Annotated in this window: 10 protein-coding genes; 3 read left to right on the plus strand and 7 right to left on the minus strand. The window is 34.4% G+C overall.

All coding sequences use genetic code 11. From position 1 onward, the window contains the following. Window positions 1-3: 3 nt before the first annotated feature. From B5X55_RS03020 to B5X55_RS03050, 7 genes are read right to left on the minus strand one after another with little or no spacing between them, the layout of a single operon-like run. Window positions 4-549 (minus strand): DUF1697 domain-containing protein, encoded by a 546-nt coding sequence (locus B5X55_RS03020; RefSeq protein WP_079511132.1) that lies wholly within the window; start codon window positions 547-549, stop codon window positions 4-6. Beyond that, window positions 549-1,826 carry a BaiN/RdsA family NAD(P)/FAD-dependent oxidoreductase gene (locus B5X55_RS03025; RefSeq protein ID WP_079511133.1) on the minus strand — a complete coding sequence of 426 codons (1,278 nt, stop codon included), beginning with the start codon at window positions 1,824-1,826 and terminating at the stop codon, window positions 549-551. The genes B5X55_RS03020 and B5X55_RS03025 overlap by 1 nt, the downstream gene beginning before the upstream one ends. Next, window positions 1,826-2,515: a glycerophosphodiester phosphodiesterase gene (locus B5X55_RS03030; RefSeq protein WP_234999652.1), complete on the minus strand. Its 690-nt coding sequence runs from the start codon at window positions 2,513-2,515 to the stop codon at window positions 1,826-1,828. Before B5X55_RS03030 ends, B5X55_RS03025 begins: the two co-directional genes overlap by 1 nt. A 58-nt stretch (window positions 2,516-2,573) precedes the next feature. Next, window positions 2,574-4,349 carry an alpha-amylase family glycosyl hydrolase gene (locus B5X55_RS03035; RefSeq protein ID WP_079511135.1) on the minus strand — a complete coding sequence of 592 codons (1,776 nt, stop codon included), beginning with the start codon at window positions 4,347-4,349 and terminating at the stop codon, window positions 2,574-2,576. 48 nt (window positions 4,350-4,397) lie between these two features. Beyond that, window positions 4,398-6,701 (minus strand): maltose phosphorylase MdxK, encoded by a 2,304-nt coding sequence (locus B5X55_RS03040; RefSeq protein ID WP_079511136.1) that lies wholly within the window; start codon window positions 6,699-6,701, stop codon window positions 4,398-4,400. 50 nt (window positions 6,702-6,751) lie between these two features. Continuing rightward, window positions 6,752-7,426, minus strand: a complete 675-nt coding sequence (pgmB, locus tag B5X55_RS03045) for a beta-phosphoglucomutase (protein ID WP_079511137.1) — start codon at window positions 7,424-7,426, stop codon at window positions 6,752-6,754. A gap of 13 nt (window positions 7,427-7,439) precedes the next feature. Then, a complete protein-coding gene (locus B5X55_RS03050; RefSeq protein WP_079511138.1) occupies window positions 7,440-8,462 on the minus strand; it encodes a LacI family DNA-binding transcriptional regulator in 1,023 nt (340 codons plus the stop codon). Between the two features lie 354 nt (window positions 8,463-8,816). Here B5X55_RS03050 and B5X55_RS03055 point away from each other — a divergent pair, with 354 nt between their 5' ends. The 3 genes from B5X55_RS03055 to B5X55_RS03065 all read left to right on the plus strand — a co-directional run bounded on the left by B5X55_RS03055 (window position 8,817) and on the right by B5X55_RS03065 (window position 17,055). Next, window positions 8,817-11,948 (plus strand): SusC/RagA family TonB-linked outer membrane protein, encoded by a 3,132-nt coding sequence (locus B5X55_RS03055; protein ID WP_079511139.1) that lies wholly within the window; start codon window positions 8,817-8,819, stop codon window positions 11,946-11,948. A gap of 19 nt (window positions 11,949-11,967) precedes the next feature. Beyond that, window positions 11,968-13,599 (plus strand): RagB/SusD family nutrient uptake outer membrane protein, encoded by a 1,632-nt coding sequence (locus B5X55_RS03060; RefSeq protein WP_079511140.1) that lies wholly within the window; start codon window positions 11,968-11,970, stop codon window positions 13,597-13,599. A 162-nt stretch (window positions 13,600-13,761) separates the two neighbouring features. Continuing rightward, window positions 13,762-17,055 carry a VCBS repeat-containing protein gene (locus tag B5X55_RS03065; RefSeq protein WP_079511141.1) on the plus strand — a complete coding sequence of 1,098 codons (3,294 nt, stop codon included), beginning with the start codon at window positions 13,762-13,764 and terminating at the stop codon, window positions 17,053-17,055.

Genomic DNA, 17,055 nt, shown 5'->3' on the forward strand with positions numbered 1-17,055 from the left:
TTACTAATTGCACAATTCCTGCAATTTACCCATAGTCCTATAATTTCTGGTTGTCGCTATAACTTTCAACTTACGCTCAATTAAATTGTTATTCAATTTGGCTTTACCATAGCCTAAAGCACACTTTAAATACAAACAATTATCAACCACTTCGTATGCTTCGTTCTCAAATGTTTCTTCGCTTAAATTTTTAAGTAATTCAATAGCAGGAAGGCTATTTAGTAGCACAAAATATATTCTATTTGCGGTAATATCTTCCTGAGAAACAAACGGATTTTTCTCAATAATTTGACTTAAGCCATCAATAGTTTTTACAATCACCGGAACATCAAAATCAAAGTGTTTTTGAATTTCATTATGCAATAAAATAGCTACCTCATTTGTTTGCCCAATTGAACTTTTAAATACAATATTCCCACTCTGAATACAGGTTTTAACGTCTCGCAAATTCAATCTTTCACACATAGCCCTAAGTTCTGCCATAGGAACTTTTCTTTTCCCACTAACATTTATACCTCGCAAAAAGGCAACATAAGTCATTAGTTTCATTATTGACTTTTATTTAAATCTTCAACCACACCTTTAGCGGCTATAAAACCACCTGTCCATGCATTTTGAAAATTGAAACCTCCGGTGATTGCATCAATATTTATAATTTCGCCTGCGAAATATAAGTTTGGTAAAATTTTACTTTGATAGGTCTTAAAATTAATTTCTTTCAAATCAATACCTCCTGCAGTCACGAATTCTTCCTTAAAAGTACTTTTGCCATTCACTTGAAAAACACAAGCTGTTAATTGCTCTGCCAACGCCAATAGTTGTTGCTTAGAAACCTCAGGCCACGTTGTACTATCATCAATATGTGAAGCTTTAATCAAATTTGCCCACAATCGCTTGGGAACATCTAATACCTTAGTTCTAAGAACAGTCTTTTTTTCATCTTGTTTTACTTTTAAAAACAGTTCTAAAAGTCCGTCTTTATGATATTCTGGCACCCAATTCACTTGAATCTTGAATTGATAATTGTATTGTTCTAAAACTCTTGCACCCCACGCCGAAAGCTTTAATATTGCCGGTCCACTCACGCCCCAATGCGTAATTAATAGAGGTCCGTCTGAGATTAGATTAGCCGTTTCCAATTTTGCCTTTTTAGAATTAGAGCCATGTTTTTTTTTCGGCATAACAGTAACCTCTGCATAGGTTGCCAAACCAGGAATACCCGAAATACGTTCATCTTTAATATTAAAAGTGAACAGTGAAGGTACAGGCGGCACAATGGTGTGACCTAGTTCTTCAATATGTTTCCAGATTTTTGGGTTGCTGCCCGTGGCTACAATTAAGTTTCTTGCTAACAGGAAATTTTCTGCAACTTTAACTTTCCATAAAGTATCATCTTCATGTTGTATTTGTTCTATACCACTTACAGGACAAAGTGTTTTAACCTCTACTCCCAACCGTTCTGTTTCAGATATAAAACAATCGATAATAGTTTGTGAAGAATTACTAACAGGAAACATTCTGCCGTCTTCTTCAATTTTTAAAGAAACCCCTCTTTCTTCAAAAAAACCAACAGTATCTCCACTAGCGTACGTATGAAACGGGCCTAAAAGTTCCTTTTCACCTCTAGGATAGTTTTTGTTCAATTCCTTGGGGTCGAATTCTGCGTGGGTTACATTACAACGACCACCGCCAGATATTTTCACTTTGGTGAGTACTTCTTTTCCTCGTTCTAGTATTGCAATTTTAGTGTTCGGTCTAGCCTCTGCAATATGAATTGCAGCATAAAAACCTGCTGCACCACCCCCTATTACTAAAACATCATACATTAATTAACTCGTTCAGGAAAATTAGTAATGATACCATCAACTGCTAGTTTTTTCATAGCATCGATATCTTCAGGTTCGTTTACCGTCCACGTATATATTTTAAAACCAGCATCATGTATTTGATTGGCTACATCTAAATCTAATTTTTTGAAATATGGATTAATTGCAACTGCTTGTAGTTCCTTTGCCATTGGTATGGCATCTATAGGGTTTTCTTCTGTTAAAACTGCAATTGCCACATCAGGATTTAATTTTCTCATTTCCTTTAATTCATCCCAATTAAAACTAGAAATAATAAAATTCTCTGGCGACCAATTTTTTTTATTAATATAATAGTTCATTATAAAATTGACCCTGTCTGCAGTACCAGCTCCCTTTAATTCTATATTTAAAGCTACCTTATTATCGATAAGTTTTAATACATCTTGTAAAATTGGTATTTGATGGCCACCATTTACAATCAGTTTTTTCAATTCAATAATATTATACCCTTCAATACTACCTGGGCCATTGGTAAGCCTATCGACTGTATCATCGTGAAAAACTACAACCTCACCACTTTTAAGTTTAAAAACATCTATTTCAATCATGTCAACACCTAAATCCATCGCTTTTTGAATTGATGGCAAAGTGTTCTCAGTCTCATGCCCCATGGCACCTCTATGACCAATAACTAAAGGTTTTTTCATATCGCAGGAAAATAATGAGAGGCAAATAAATAATAATGTAATTCTACTAAACATGTAATTATGATTTTAATTCAAAAATAAAGGATTCTAACGGATTTAGCTCGATTGATATGTGACCTTCATCATTCTTGATTCTTAGTGTATTTGAATCACCATAAAGAACATCATTCAATTCATAAGCATCTTCCTTCAATTGCCATTGATTAATAATATCTACTGGTATTTTCAAGTCAAACGAGAAATGAACACTTGAATCAAAATTTGAGATGATTATTAATTTTTGATTCTCTGACCAACGTACATATGATAAAACCCTATGATTATAATTCTCTGTAATTTCTTTATTATAAAAATGTATTTCTCTATAGGCACCCATCAAGGCTTCACTATTAATAGTGAAATTTAAAAGTCTTTTATAAAAATCACGCAATGCCACTTCCTCTGGCTTTAATTGCCCTCCGTCAAATTTCTTGTCATTTACCCATCTTTGGTGATTAGGAACGCCTACATAATCAAATATGGAAGTTCGTGAAGCACTACCAAAACCTGCATTCTCTGCCGCTGGCTCACCTACCTCTTGTCCGAAATAAATCATAGTTGGTGAGGTACTAATTGTAGCAGAAACTACCATTGCGGGTTTTCCGATTTCTGGATTGCCCACGAATTCAGGACTAGCGATTCGCTGTTCATCATGGTTCTCTAGAAAATGAAGCATGTTATGCTCAATATCTTGCAATCCATTCTGTACCACAGGTAAATGGTCTGACCAACCATAACCTTTCATAATATGTTTTAACCCATCGTAAAAATCAACCTTATCATATAAATAGTCCATTTTACCCTTATGAATATAGGTTCTATATAAATCTGGATTGTAAACCTCTGCCATAATAAAGGCATTAGGATTTTCCATTTTTATAGATGAATTCATAAAACTCCAAAATTCTACAGGAACCATTTCGGCCATGTCGTATCTGAAGCCATCAACACCTATTTTCAACCAATACAAGGCTACATCCCTGAACTTTCTCCAAGAACTTGGCACTACTTTATTCTTCCAATAGTTGTAATGTACATTATAATCAAGTTCACCAAAATCATTGGGCAGCATATCAAAATCTAATCCGCCATCCGGTCTAACACCATAATTGATACGAACGGTCTCATACCAATCATTCATATCGGGTTGGGGACTTCTTGAGCCATTACCCGTCCATTTTGCGGGCACTTCAATTAATTTTGAATCTGTCAAATTTATGTCCTCTCCACCTAAAGGCCTATAACCATCCCTCCATTCAGGAGCTTTAAATTCCGTTTCTGGTATATAATAGAAATTGTTATCTTTTTGATACTCCACAGATGTATCGTCTCCAAAACCAAAATCAGACACTCCTTTTGGGTTGGTCATACTTTCATATCGTCTTGCAACATGATTAGGCACAATATCAATAATCACCTTCATTCCGGCCTCATGAGTACGTTTAATCAAAGCCTCAAACTCTTTGAGTCTATTCTTCGGATTAACAGCTAAATCAGGATTTACATTATAGTAATCTTTAACTGCATAAGGAGAACCTGCTCTGCCCTTCACTACATTTGGGTCATCATTAGAAATACCATAGACAGTATAATCATTTATTACAGCATGATGTGGAACCCCAGTATACCATATATGGGTTATGCCTAAATCTTTTATTTCGGTTAGCGCCTTTTTAGTAAAATCAGAAAACTTACCAACCCCATTTTCCTCAATTGTACCCCAAGGTTTATTATTCGTGTTGGTATTGCCAAAAAGTCTAGTGAACACATGATAAATAACAATCTTTTTATTCATTCGCCTATTTTGGAATTCTAAAACTTACTTTGGATACTATTATGGTGATTATACAGTAACTAACTCATCTGGAAATAACTCTACTTTCTTACCATTTACTCGTATCGATACTTCTTTAGAGCCCGATAATTCGAAGGTGGTAGATTCTGTGGTTACTTTCACTTTAATTATACGATTTCGGAAATTTACTTTAAACGAATAGGCTTTCCATTGGTTGGGTATCTGAGGCTTAAACGATAATTTGTCATCTATAACGCGCATACCTCCAAAACCTTCAACAATACTCATCCAAGTACCAGCCATTGAGGTAATATGCAACCCTTCTTCAACTTCCTTATTATAATCATCTAAATCTAACCTAGATGTTCTTAAATAGAAATTATACGCTTGTTCCATTCTACCTAATTTGGCAGCTTGAATACTATGCACACAAGGTGATAACGAGGATTCGTGAACGGTAAACGGTTCGTAAAAATCAAAATGTTTTTCAAGATCTTCTAATGAAAAGTCTTCTTCAAAAAAATAGAAACCTTGTAAAACGTCAGCTTGTTTAATATAAGGTGATCTTAGAATTCTATCCCAACTCCATTTTTGATTGATAGGCCTATCGGTTTTTGGCAAATCATCAACCTTGACCAAATCTTTATCTAAAAAACCGTCTTGTTGTAAAAACACACCGAATTCCTTTGAATAAGGAAAATACATGTTGTCAGCAACATTCTTCCATTTATCACATTCCCTATCCGTAAGTTTTGTCTTCCCCATAATTCTATGGTAATCATCAGGGTAGCCATTTTTTACATTTGCCATTTGGGTCAACGTATAGTTGATACACCATTTGGCCAAGTAATTTGTGTACCAATTATTATGTACATTATTCTCGTACTCATTTGGTCCTGTAACACCTAACATTACGTACTTATTCTTGTCTTTTGAAAAGTTTACTCTTTGATGCCAGAACCTTGCGATACCAATTAACACCTCTAATCCCATTTCGGGTATATAACTGTAATCGCCAGTATATCTATAGTAATTATGTATTGCATAAGCAATAGCACCATTTCTGTGAATTTCCTCAAAAGTGATTTCCCACTCATTGTGACATTCTTCGCCGTTCATGGTTACCATTGGGTATAAGGCAGCACCATTAGAAAACCCAAGCTTGGTAGCATTAGCTATGGCTTTTTCTAAATGATTATAACGGTATTTCAATAATTTTCTAGCTACTTTGTCATCTTTGGTCGCCATATAAAAAGGAATGCAATATGCTTCGGTATCCCAATAGGTACTACCTCCATATTTTTCTCCCGTAAATCCCTTTGGACCAATATTTAATCTCGAATCTGTACCCAAGTAGGTTTGATTCAATTGAAATATATTGAATCGGATACCTTGTTGCGCCTTCACATCGCCTTCAATGACGATATCACTCATTTCCCAAATTGAAGCCCAAGCTTCTTTTTGTTTTTGCAATAAGACATCAAATCCTAATGAAGAAGCTTTATCTAAAGTATCATTGGCTGCACTTACTAATTCATTTGCATCATGATTTCTTGTTACCGTATAACCTCCAAATTTAGTTAATATTAAGGTTTCACCTGCTTTTACATTTTGTTCGAATTTTAAGGAAACATATGTCTCAGACTTTTCACCTTGCAAAGCAGATACTTCTTTACCATTATAATTAAGAGACGCCTGCATAAATGTACAAGTCTCAAAATTCGTCTTCATGGTGTGTGCTTCTATAAAAGCACGATTTTGAGAAACACTTACATTGGTGGTGTTCCAAAATTTATCGTCCCAATTACTATCTTCATTAGTAATGCCACTATCTAAAAATGGTTCAAAACCAATTTTAGCATCGGCCTTAAGTACTTTAATGGAGTATGAAATAGCGCCAACTTCGTCAATATCTAAACTTAAAAAACGCTTAACGATTACATTTATTTCTACATTATTTGAAGAAACCGCCTGAAAGTTTCTGGTATAAACACCCTCTTTCATGTTCAATTCTCTTTTGAAGCCCGATATTTTTTTGCAAGTGGCTAGATCAAACTCAACATCATCTATGTAAATTTTGATGCCAATCCAATTAGGGGCGTTCAATACTTTTGCAAAATATTCTGGATAGCCATTTTTCCACCAACCCACACGGGTTTTATCTGGATAATAAACTCCCGCAATATAGCTTCCTTGAAAAGTTTCACCAGAATAGCTCTCTTCAAAATTAGCTCTCTGCCCCATTGCACCATTACCGATACTAAAAATGCTCTCAGAAGATTTTACATTTTCTGTATCAAAACCTTCCTCAATGATGCACCACTTATCTGCTTTTATATAATTCTGATTCATTAGTTACAATTGAATTGTCATCAAAAATAATTGAACTTTAAATAAATTGTTTAGTTTATTTCTTTCGATTTTTTACTTAAAAGCGATTCCAAAAAACTATCACTTATTTCGGTGAAATCTTTAAAATTATAGGAAGCTTCATCAAGTATATCAGAATCACCAATACCTATACTAGTCATTTTTGCGCTATTTGCCGCCTGTATACCCGCAACGGCATCTTCAAAAACGATACATGAACTCGCATTGACACCTAAATTATTAGCCGCAATCAAAAATACCTCGGGATCAGGTTTTGCTTTTGTTACACTATTGCCATCTACAATGCTATCAAAATAGGATACTAAATTCACTTTCTCTAAAATTGGCCTAGCATTCTTACTTGCTGAACCTAATGCGATTGGGATGTTTTTTTTCTTTAAATATTCAAGCACTCTTGGTACATCGGGTAGTATTTCTTTGGCATCCATCTTTTCTATGTAAGCCAAATAATCTACATTCTTATCTATCATCCAAGTATCAAATTGCTCTTGTGTAGCTTTAATTTTACCGATATCCAATAGAATTTCTAAGCATCTTTTTCTGCTTACTCCTTTAAAGAGTTCGTTCTGCTCTTTTGAAAATTCAAACCCCAATTCATTGGCTAGTTTCCTCCAAGCCAAATAATGGTATTTAGCCGTATCTACGATTACGCCATCTAAATCAAAAATAAATCCCACTTTTTTCATAATCACAAAAGTATTAATTGATTGATGAACCTCGCTTAATTAATGTGGCATTTATTACTTCTGTTTTAAAAGGTTCTTCAACTTCATCTACCCACTCCATACGATCAATCAATAATTTAGCTGCTCGCTCACCCATCAATTCACCATGTTGAGCTACCGTAGTAAGTCTAGGTACGGAAAATCTTGACAATATGCCATCAGTAAAACCGATTATCGAAATATCGTTAGGCACATTAAAACCTAGTTCCTGTATAATACTCATACATTGAATGGCAAATATCTCATTTACGCATAAAACAGCATCAACTTTATTATGTTGAAAAAATTCTGTTATAAGGCTATCGTTTTCCATATCATGAGGAAGCGTCAGAATCAAATTCTCTTCAATTTTTATATTATGAGCCTTTAAAGCATCTAAATATCCATAACGCCTACTTTCACTTACATTAAAATATTTTTCCGTAGTAACTAATGCAATATTTTTTGATCCAGTACTAATAAAATGCTCAACAGCTTCGCGCGCTATTTCGTTGTCATTCAATACAACCTTATCACATTCAATTTCTGAAGTTACACGGTCAAAAAGAACAATAGGAATACCTTGATCCAATAATTCTTTCAAGTGAGTGTATTCATTTTTTAATTGGGTTTCTGCACTTAAGGAAAGAATAAAACCATCTATACTGCCATTAGCCAACATCTCCATGTTAATAACTTCCTTCTCAATAGATTCATCTGAAATACAAACGATAACATTATAGCCCTTTTCATTTGCATATTTTTCAATTCCCCTAAAAACGGTGGTAAAAAAATGATGGACGATATCTGGAATGATAACACCAATATTTTTAGTTCTCTTATTTTTGAGACTGAGCGCTATATTATTAGGGCGATAATTATAGAATTTTGCAAATGCCTTTATTTTATCCTTTGTATCCTTACTTATTTCATCACTATTTTTTAATGCTTTTGATACAGTAGAAATAGAAACACTAAGTTCGTTGGCAATGTCCTTCAGTGTAATTTTTGGTTTCAAAAAATAGGTTTTATTAGATTACATCTCATTTGACGTTAATCTAATAATATTTTTACATAAAGCACCTATACAAAAGCACAATATGTTATTATGATTTGAATATCATGAATATTATGAATTAGAAAATGGGTGAAATTTCATATATTTAAAAAATTATCCTATATTCCTATATTAGCCTCATAATTTTTGTTAATTACAACAAAGCCAAATCATATTTTTATGATTTTGACAATAAAAAGTTGTCAACACGAAAACGTTTTCGCAAATAAACTTCAAGAAACAGATCCAAAAAGCTACGAATTTTACATATTTTTAACAATTGAAATTATTTAACTCAACTTAAATCAACAATTTATGAAGATTACACTACTTAAAAGTCTGTTAGTGCTAGGGGCATTTCTTTCCTTCGGTATTTCTCAGGCGCAAGAAGTATCTGGTACTGTTTCAGATGCAGGTGGTCCGCTACCTGGTGCAAGTGTCTTAGAAAAAGGCACCACCAACGGGACACAGACAGATTTTGATGGCAATTACAGTTTAACCGTAAATGATGGCGCTACAATAATAGTCAGTTATATCGGATACAAAAGTCAAGAAGTATCTGTAGATAGCAGAACTTCAATTAATTTCACATTAGAAGAAGATGCAGAAGCTTTAGAAGAGGTAGTAATCATAGGTTATGGTACAACAACTATAAAAGATGCAACTGGATCGGTAGCTGCAGTAACCTCTGAAGATTTTAATGGCGGTGCAATATCCTCACCTGAGCAACTTATTCAAGGTAAGACCGCTGGTGTGAATATACAGCAAACAACTGGTGAGCCAGGTGCTGGTATTCAAATCAATATTAGGGGAGCTAACTCTGTAAGAGCCAATAATAACCCTTTATTCGTTGTAGATGGTGTTCCTCTTTTTGGAGAAAGCACAGAAGCATCAGGTTCTAATGCCGGTGGTACTGGAAGTGGTCAAACTGGTAACCCTTTAAATTTCTTGAATCCTAATGATATAGAGAGTATGAGTATCTTAAAAGATGCATCGGCTACAGCTATTTATGGATCTAGAGGTGCTAACGGTGTAGTTATCATAACTACAAAAACTGGTAAAGCTGCCCAAAAAGGAATTTGGGATTTTTCTACTAGTTTAAGCGTTGCGACACCAGTAAGACAATTTGACTTATTGAACCGAGAGGAATTCTTATCTGCTTTACCACAATATGGTGGCGATGCAGCTGCAAATGATTTTGGCTCTAATACTGATTGGCAAGAAGTAATTTTTAGATCTTCAGCATCTACTAATAATAATTTATCGTATTCTAATAACTACGGTTCAGGAAACGTTCGTGCAACTTTTGGTTATCAAAAACAATTTGGTACTATAGAGAAATCTGAATTCGAAAGAATAACAGGTAGAATTAATCTAAACCAACGGTTTTTAGAGGACAAACTTTTATTAACCTTTCAAACGTCAATTTCTAGGGTAAATAAATCACAACCACCATTAAATTCAACGGCAGGTGTTGAAGGCGATATTTTAGGTGCTGCATATTCTGCAAATCCAACATGGCCTAATAGTACTGCCTTTCAACCAGATGGTAGTATTTCAAGAAACCCAATCAACCTTTTGGTTGAATCTCAAAATATCAGTCAAACAGACAGATTGCTTTTAAATGGCTCTGCTGAATACAAATTTACTCCAGAACTTTCTGCAAAAGTCAATGTAGGTCTCGATAAATCTGAAAGTGGGAACGTTTCTGTTTTGAGTGCAAAAAACATTAACTATCCTGGTATTTCTGATAATGGATTTGGAACATATTACACATTAGATAGAGACAACAAAACCTTGGAAACCACTATTAATTACGCAAAAGAATTTGAAAATTCAAACTTCGATGTTATTGTTGGTTATGCTTTCCAAGATTTTAGAACTCGTGGTCGTAATGCAGTTGCTCGTGGTTTTTCAACTACTGATTTAAATGCAATGGGTGTTGATTTGGTGAATTCAGTAAATGGAGCACAAAACTCAATTGGTGGATCTTTTCAGCAATATTATTATGCTGCTAACACTACCGACTTAGTTGTTAACCGTTTATTCCCAAATTCAGTAACCGATAATGTGCCTTATTCATTTGATAGAAACGTAACTGCACTTACTGCTGATACTTATGACAATACAGATGAGTTACAGTCACTTTTTGGAAGGGTTAACTATAGCTTAAATAGCAAGTATTTATTTACAGCGACTATGAGAGCTGATGGTTCTTCTCGATTTGGTCCAGAAAATCAATATGGTTATTTCCCTTCTGGTGCATTTGCTTGGCAAATTGGAGAAGAAGATTTCATCGGTGAAAATGTTTCAACACTTAAATTAAGATTAAGTGCTGGTCTTACCGGTAACCAAGCTGGTTTAGGTTATGGCAACTTTGTAGCGAGACAACGTTTTGGAGGATTGGGTATTAACAATAGTAATGAAATACAAGCGAATGGACTTGCCATTGTTGCTACTGACAATCCATCTTTAAAATGGGAGAGTACATTGGATTTCAACGTAGGATTGGATTTTGGATTTAATAATGATCGTTTAAACGGTAGTGTTGATGTATATCGTAGAGACACGAAAGATCTTTTATTAAAAACACCTCCAGCTTTTCCTGCAACTACGCCGTTTCAATTTGGTAACGTAGATGCCAATGTCATCAATCAAGGTATTGAATTTGCTTTAGGTTACGACTTCATACAACAAGAAGATGTTAATTTCTCAGCAAACTTTAATATCTCTTACAATGATAATGAAATTCAAAACTTTGCTGGTGCAATTAATTCAGGCCCAATTAACGGCCCTGGTTTAACAGGTGCATTTGCACAACGTTTTGAATCTGGATATTCCTTATTCTCATATTACATGGCGCAATTCGAAGGTTTTGATAGTACTGGAAACCCTATTTACACGGATATAGATGGAAATGGAGTAGGCGATCCAGATGTTGATAAGACATTTGTTGGTGAAGATGCTTTACCTGATATTACTTCAGGATTATCTTTGAACCTAAAAGTTAAAAATTGGGATGTTGCCACTTATTTAACAGGTCAATTTGGCTTTTCAGTGTACAATAACACGGCTAACTCATTCTTTAATGCCGGTCAAATTGGTACTGCTAGAAATGTTACTAATAATGTATTAAGTCTTGGTGAAGATCCAGGGGCATCGACTGCAGTTTCTTCTAGATTTTTAGAGAAAGGAGATTTCATAAGACTACAAAATGTATCGGTTGGTTACAACGTACCACTTTCAGGAGAAGGAACACTTAGAAACTTACGTTTATCATTGACTGGTCAAAATTTATTTTTAATAACTGATTACAGCGGTATAGATCCTGAAGTAACTGTTAATACAGGTAATTTAAATTCAGCAGAATTACCAACTAGAGGAATTGACTTTATGACATTCCCTAACCCCTTAACAGTAACATTTGGCATCAACGCCTCATTTTAATTAAAAAAATTGTAAAATCATGAATAGAAATCAAATTAAAATTTATCTATCAAGTTTCCTTTTGGCTTGGGGGTTTGTGTCCTGTACCGATTTGGAAATTGAAGAAACAGACTCTTTTATAACCGATGGTTTTCAAGGACTAGAAAATCCAACCTCTGCACTTGAGGCCTTGTACGGTGATGTTAGAGGTCAATTATCTGATCAAGCTAACACTTATGCCCTTGCGGAAGTAACAACTGATGCCCAACTCATCCCAACAAGAGGAGCTGACTGGGGTGATAATGGTCGTTGGAGAAAATTGCATCAACATGAATGGGGCTTGGAGGATTCAGATGTAATTACACCATTTGAACAATGGAACAAAAATCAATTATCGGCTTCACAAATTCTAGACGACAGAAGTAATTCACCAGAAGACGTGAAATTAGAAGCTCGTTTTTTAAGAGCATATGCCATGTGGTGGATTCTTGATCTATATGGACAAGTACCGTTTAGAGATACAAGTTTACCTTCTACTGAGCTACCTGTAGTTTATTCAGGTGCAGAAGCTGTTAGCTTTATTTTAGCTGATTTAGAACTATGTATATCCGGTTTACCATCGCGTACAGCAAATTCAGGAGATGAATTAAAAAGACCAGGTAAGGCTGCTGCACGTTTTTTAAAGGCTAAAATTTTATTAAACAAGCATGTTTATGAAAATCAACTAGCAGGTGGTGGCGGTTCTCCAGCAGCTGCAGATATGGCACAAGTAATTTCATTGGTAGACCAAATAGCTGATGACGGCCATGATTTACAAGCAGGTTATTTTGATATTTTCAGAAGTACTGCAGATAGTGAGACAATTTGGTTTACAGAATCAAATGTTCAGAATTTAATCTATGCTCCTTTACACCTTAACTCATTTGGACTTGCCGGTGGTGGTGGCTGGAACGGTTTTAGTACCCTAGCTGAGTATTACGACCTTTTTGAAGGTGATGCAGAAAGCAACCGTGTTGAAACTGATCTTACAGCTTTAGATAGCCAAGAAGAAAGAAGAGGTGGTGTTCCATCTGAAGGTTTGACATTTGATGCCACTAGAGCTGGAACAACCGATGCTGAAGGCTATGAATTCGGTTCAAATGTTGGTTTTGGATTTTTAATAAATCAACAATATGATTTAGATGGTACTAAATTAGCTGACAGACAAGGTAACGACCTTAAATTTTCAAGAGATTTTGTAGATGGTACAGGCGCCAAAAATTTGATTAATAATAGCGAAAGAACGGGTATACGTATTACAAAGTATAATCCTCGTTTTGGCCAAAACACAAATCACAAAATTCAATTTCGTTTCGCCGATGCCTATTTAATGAAAGCAGAAGCAATGTTTCGTAGTTCTGGAGATCCAACTGATATGATAAATACCTTACGTGTATTAAGAGGTGCGACACCGTTAGGATCTATTAATGAAAGTGATTTACTTGACGAAAGAGCTAGAGAATTATATACTGAAGGATATAGAAGAAATGATTTAATTCGTTTTGGACAATATTTGAGAGAATGGGAATTTAAAGGTGATACCGAAATCGGTAATACCAAAAGATTATTATTTCCAATTCCTTTACCACAACTTTTAGCCAACCCTAGTATGGTTCAGAACCCAGGGTATTAAGATTTATATTAAATACCACAGTAATTAAAAGAATCCCTTAACTTTAAGGGATTCTTTTTTCTTACTACCAATACGTATACATCAACCCTTGTTTATTGTCAAATTTTAAAGAAAATTGAAATATCCTTTTCAATATATCATTCGCACAGCAGATAACCTCTCATGCAAAAAATATTTATCTTATTTATAGTATTTTCATGCTTACTGTTCGGATGCGGTAAAAAGCAAAAACCGCTGTTCAAAAAATTATCTTCCAAACAAACTGGCGTAACCTTTACCAACCAATTAACCAATTCACCTCAACTAAACATTCTAAATTATCTCTATTATTATAATGGCGCTGGGGTAATAACTGCCGATTTTAATAATGACGGCCTTATTGACCTTTATTGTGCCGCTAACCAAACCGAAGACAAGCTTTACTTGAATCAAGGAAACTTAAAATTCATAGAAATTGAATTGCCCAAACAAAATCTTGAAATAGGAAATTGGACCACTGGAGTTACTCAAGTTGACATCAATAATGATGGCTTATTAGACATCTACATCTGTAAGGCTTCTGGCTATAGAGCCCTATCAGGGCAAAATTTACTTTATGTAAATCAAGGAATAAATAACGACGGCATACCCTCTTTTATAGAACAGGCTGAAAATTATGGATTGGCATTTTCTGGCCTATCAACGAAAGCTGCATTTTTTGACTATGACAAAGATGGAGATTTAGATATGTTTCTTCTAAACCATTCGGTTCACCCAAACATTAATTATGGAAAGGGTACGCAACGTAAAATCATCAGTTCCATTTCAGGAGACCGACTTTACACTAACAATAATGGGCATTATGAAGATACAAGTTACGAATCAGGTATTTTTCAAGGTAAGACTGGCTACGGATTAGGGCTTTCAATTAGTGATTTGAACAATGATGGATATCCAGACATATATGTTGGTAATGATTTTTTCGAAAATGATTACCTATATATGAATCAGAAAAATGGAACTTTTAAAGAAGTTATATCTAACGACGAACATCAATTAGGCCATACCACCCACTATTCAATGGGAAATGCAATTGCAGATATCAACAATGATTCTTTCACAGATATTGTATCCCTAGATATGCTACCAGAAGATTTATATACTTACAAAACTTCAGGTTTAGAATATGCCTACCCTATTTATCAACAGTATATTAAAAATGGCTACGCTCCGCAGTTTATGCAAAACACCTTGCATATCAACAATAATGGTCATAATTTTTCAGAGATTGGTAACTTAAGTGGTATTTCAGCCACCGAATGGTCATGGGGCTCACTATTAGCAGATTTTGACAATGACGGATACAAAGACTTATTCATTTCAAACGGCATCAAGGGAGCTACTAATGATATGGACTACATGAACTTCATTGCCAATGAAAAAATACAAAGACGTATAGATACTGGCATGGATAATACAGATATGCCCCTCATTAAAGAAATACCCGAAAAAAAAGTTTCAAATTATTTTTTTAAAAACAAAGGTGATTTAAAATTCGATGATATGTCTGCCCAATGGCTTAACGCCGAACCCTCTTACAGTAATGGCTGCACATATGCCGATTTGGATAATGATGGTGATTTGGATATTGTTGTAAATAACATTGATGATGAACTTTATATTTTAGAAAACACATTAGAGAATTCACACTATATAACCTTAAAATTAAACGGCCCTAAAAAAAACAGGTTTGGTTTAGGCGCTAAACTTTTTTTATATACACAAAGCGGCGTTCAAGTTCTTGAGCATTACACTACTAACGGCTATTTATCATCCAGTTCGAACAAATTATTATTTGGACTTGAAAAAGATACTGTCATAGATTCTCTTTGTATAGTATGGCCAGATAATAGAGAGCAAACAATAGTGAATCTTCAATACAACCAAGAAGTCCTATTGGATTACAATAACAGTTATGAACCAAGAATTAAAGGCACTAATAACGAAATATACTTTGATACCATACAAGCACCAATACTAAAATTTGTTCATAATGAAAAACCAACATTAGATTTTAGCAAGGAACCTCTAATTCCTTTCGCCAATTCAAATGAGGGGCCAACAATTTCAATTTCCGATATAAATAATGATGGGTTTGATGATATTTTCATAGGAGGTGCTAAAGCACAATCGTCTCATTTATACCTTCAATCGGCTTATGGTGAATTTTCAGATAGCCAAACAGAACTATTTGAAGAAAGTGCAATCAATGAAGACATAACTAGTGTTTTCTTTGACGCCAATGGTGACCAACAAGATGATTTATTGGTAGCAAGTGGAGGAAATGAATTTTTAAATGGAGCTCCATTAAAACCAAGGTTGTACATTAACAATAACGGAACGTTTAGCAAAGACACTTTAGCTTTTAATACTATTGCACTAAATGCCTCTAAAATTACTGTGAATGATTTTGATGATGATGGTGACAATGATGTGGTTATTACCGCAGACCAAGAACCTTCATCATATGGCATTACCCCAGAACAATATTTTTTCAAAAATCAAGGTAATGGAAAATTCGTCAATGAAATAGATACTATTGCACCAGAATTAAAATTAATAGGTAATGTAAAAGATATGTCTTGGGCTGATGTAAATGGTGATGGACTAGATGATTTGATAGTGGTTGGCCATTGGATGCCAATATCCATATTTCTAAATGACGGTAAAAAATTAAATCTAGTAGACTCTAGTCCACTTAAAGAAACTAATGGATGGTGGAATTCAATTCTTGTTACTGATTTAGATAATGACGGGGATTTAGACTTCGTTTGCGGTAATTGGGGAACAAACACCAAATTTAAAGCCTCTAAATCACATCCTATAACCCTATACAATTATGATTTTGATAATAATGGACAATTAGACCCAATAATCACTTATTATCATAAAGACATAGAAACCCCATTTGCTTCAAAAGATGAATTGGCAAAACAAATGCCCTATTTAAATAAAAAATTCCTATCCTATTCAGATTTCGCTTTAGCTAGTATCAGTGAATTATTTGGGCAAAACTCGTTAAACAAAGCAGATAAAAAACAAGTCTATGAATTACAAAGTTGTTGGTTTAGAAATGATGGTTCTGGTAATTTTACAAAACAACCTTTGCCTACAATAGCACAGATATCTTCCATTAACGACATTATAGCAGAAGATTTCAATTCTGACGGGTTTAAAGATTTGTTAATTGTTGGCAACAACTTCGAAATTAGCACTCAATTAGGCAGATTAGATGCCCTTCATGGGTTAATTTTGTTTAATTCTAAAAATAAAAATGTGCAATTTAGCGACGCATATAACATGCTTCAAATAAACGGTGCCTCACGAGAAATACATAAAATTAAAATAAAAGGAGTTGACACCTATATAGTTGGCAGAAACAACAAATCACCTTTTTTTTATATTTATAATAACTAA

The organism is Maribacter arcticus (genome assembly GCF_900167935.1).
GTDB classification, from domain to species: Bacteria; Bacteroidota; Bacteroidia; order Flavobacteriales; family Flavobacteriaceae; genus Maribacter; species Maribacter arcticus.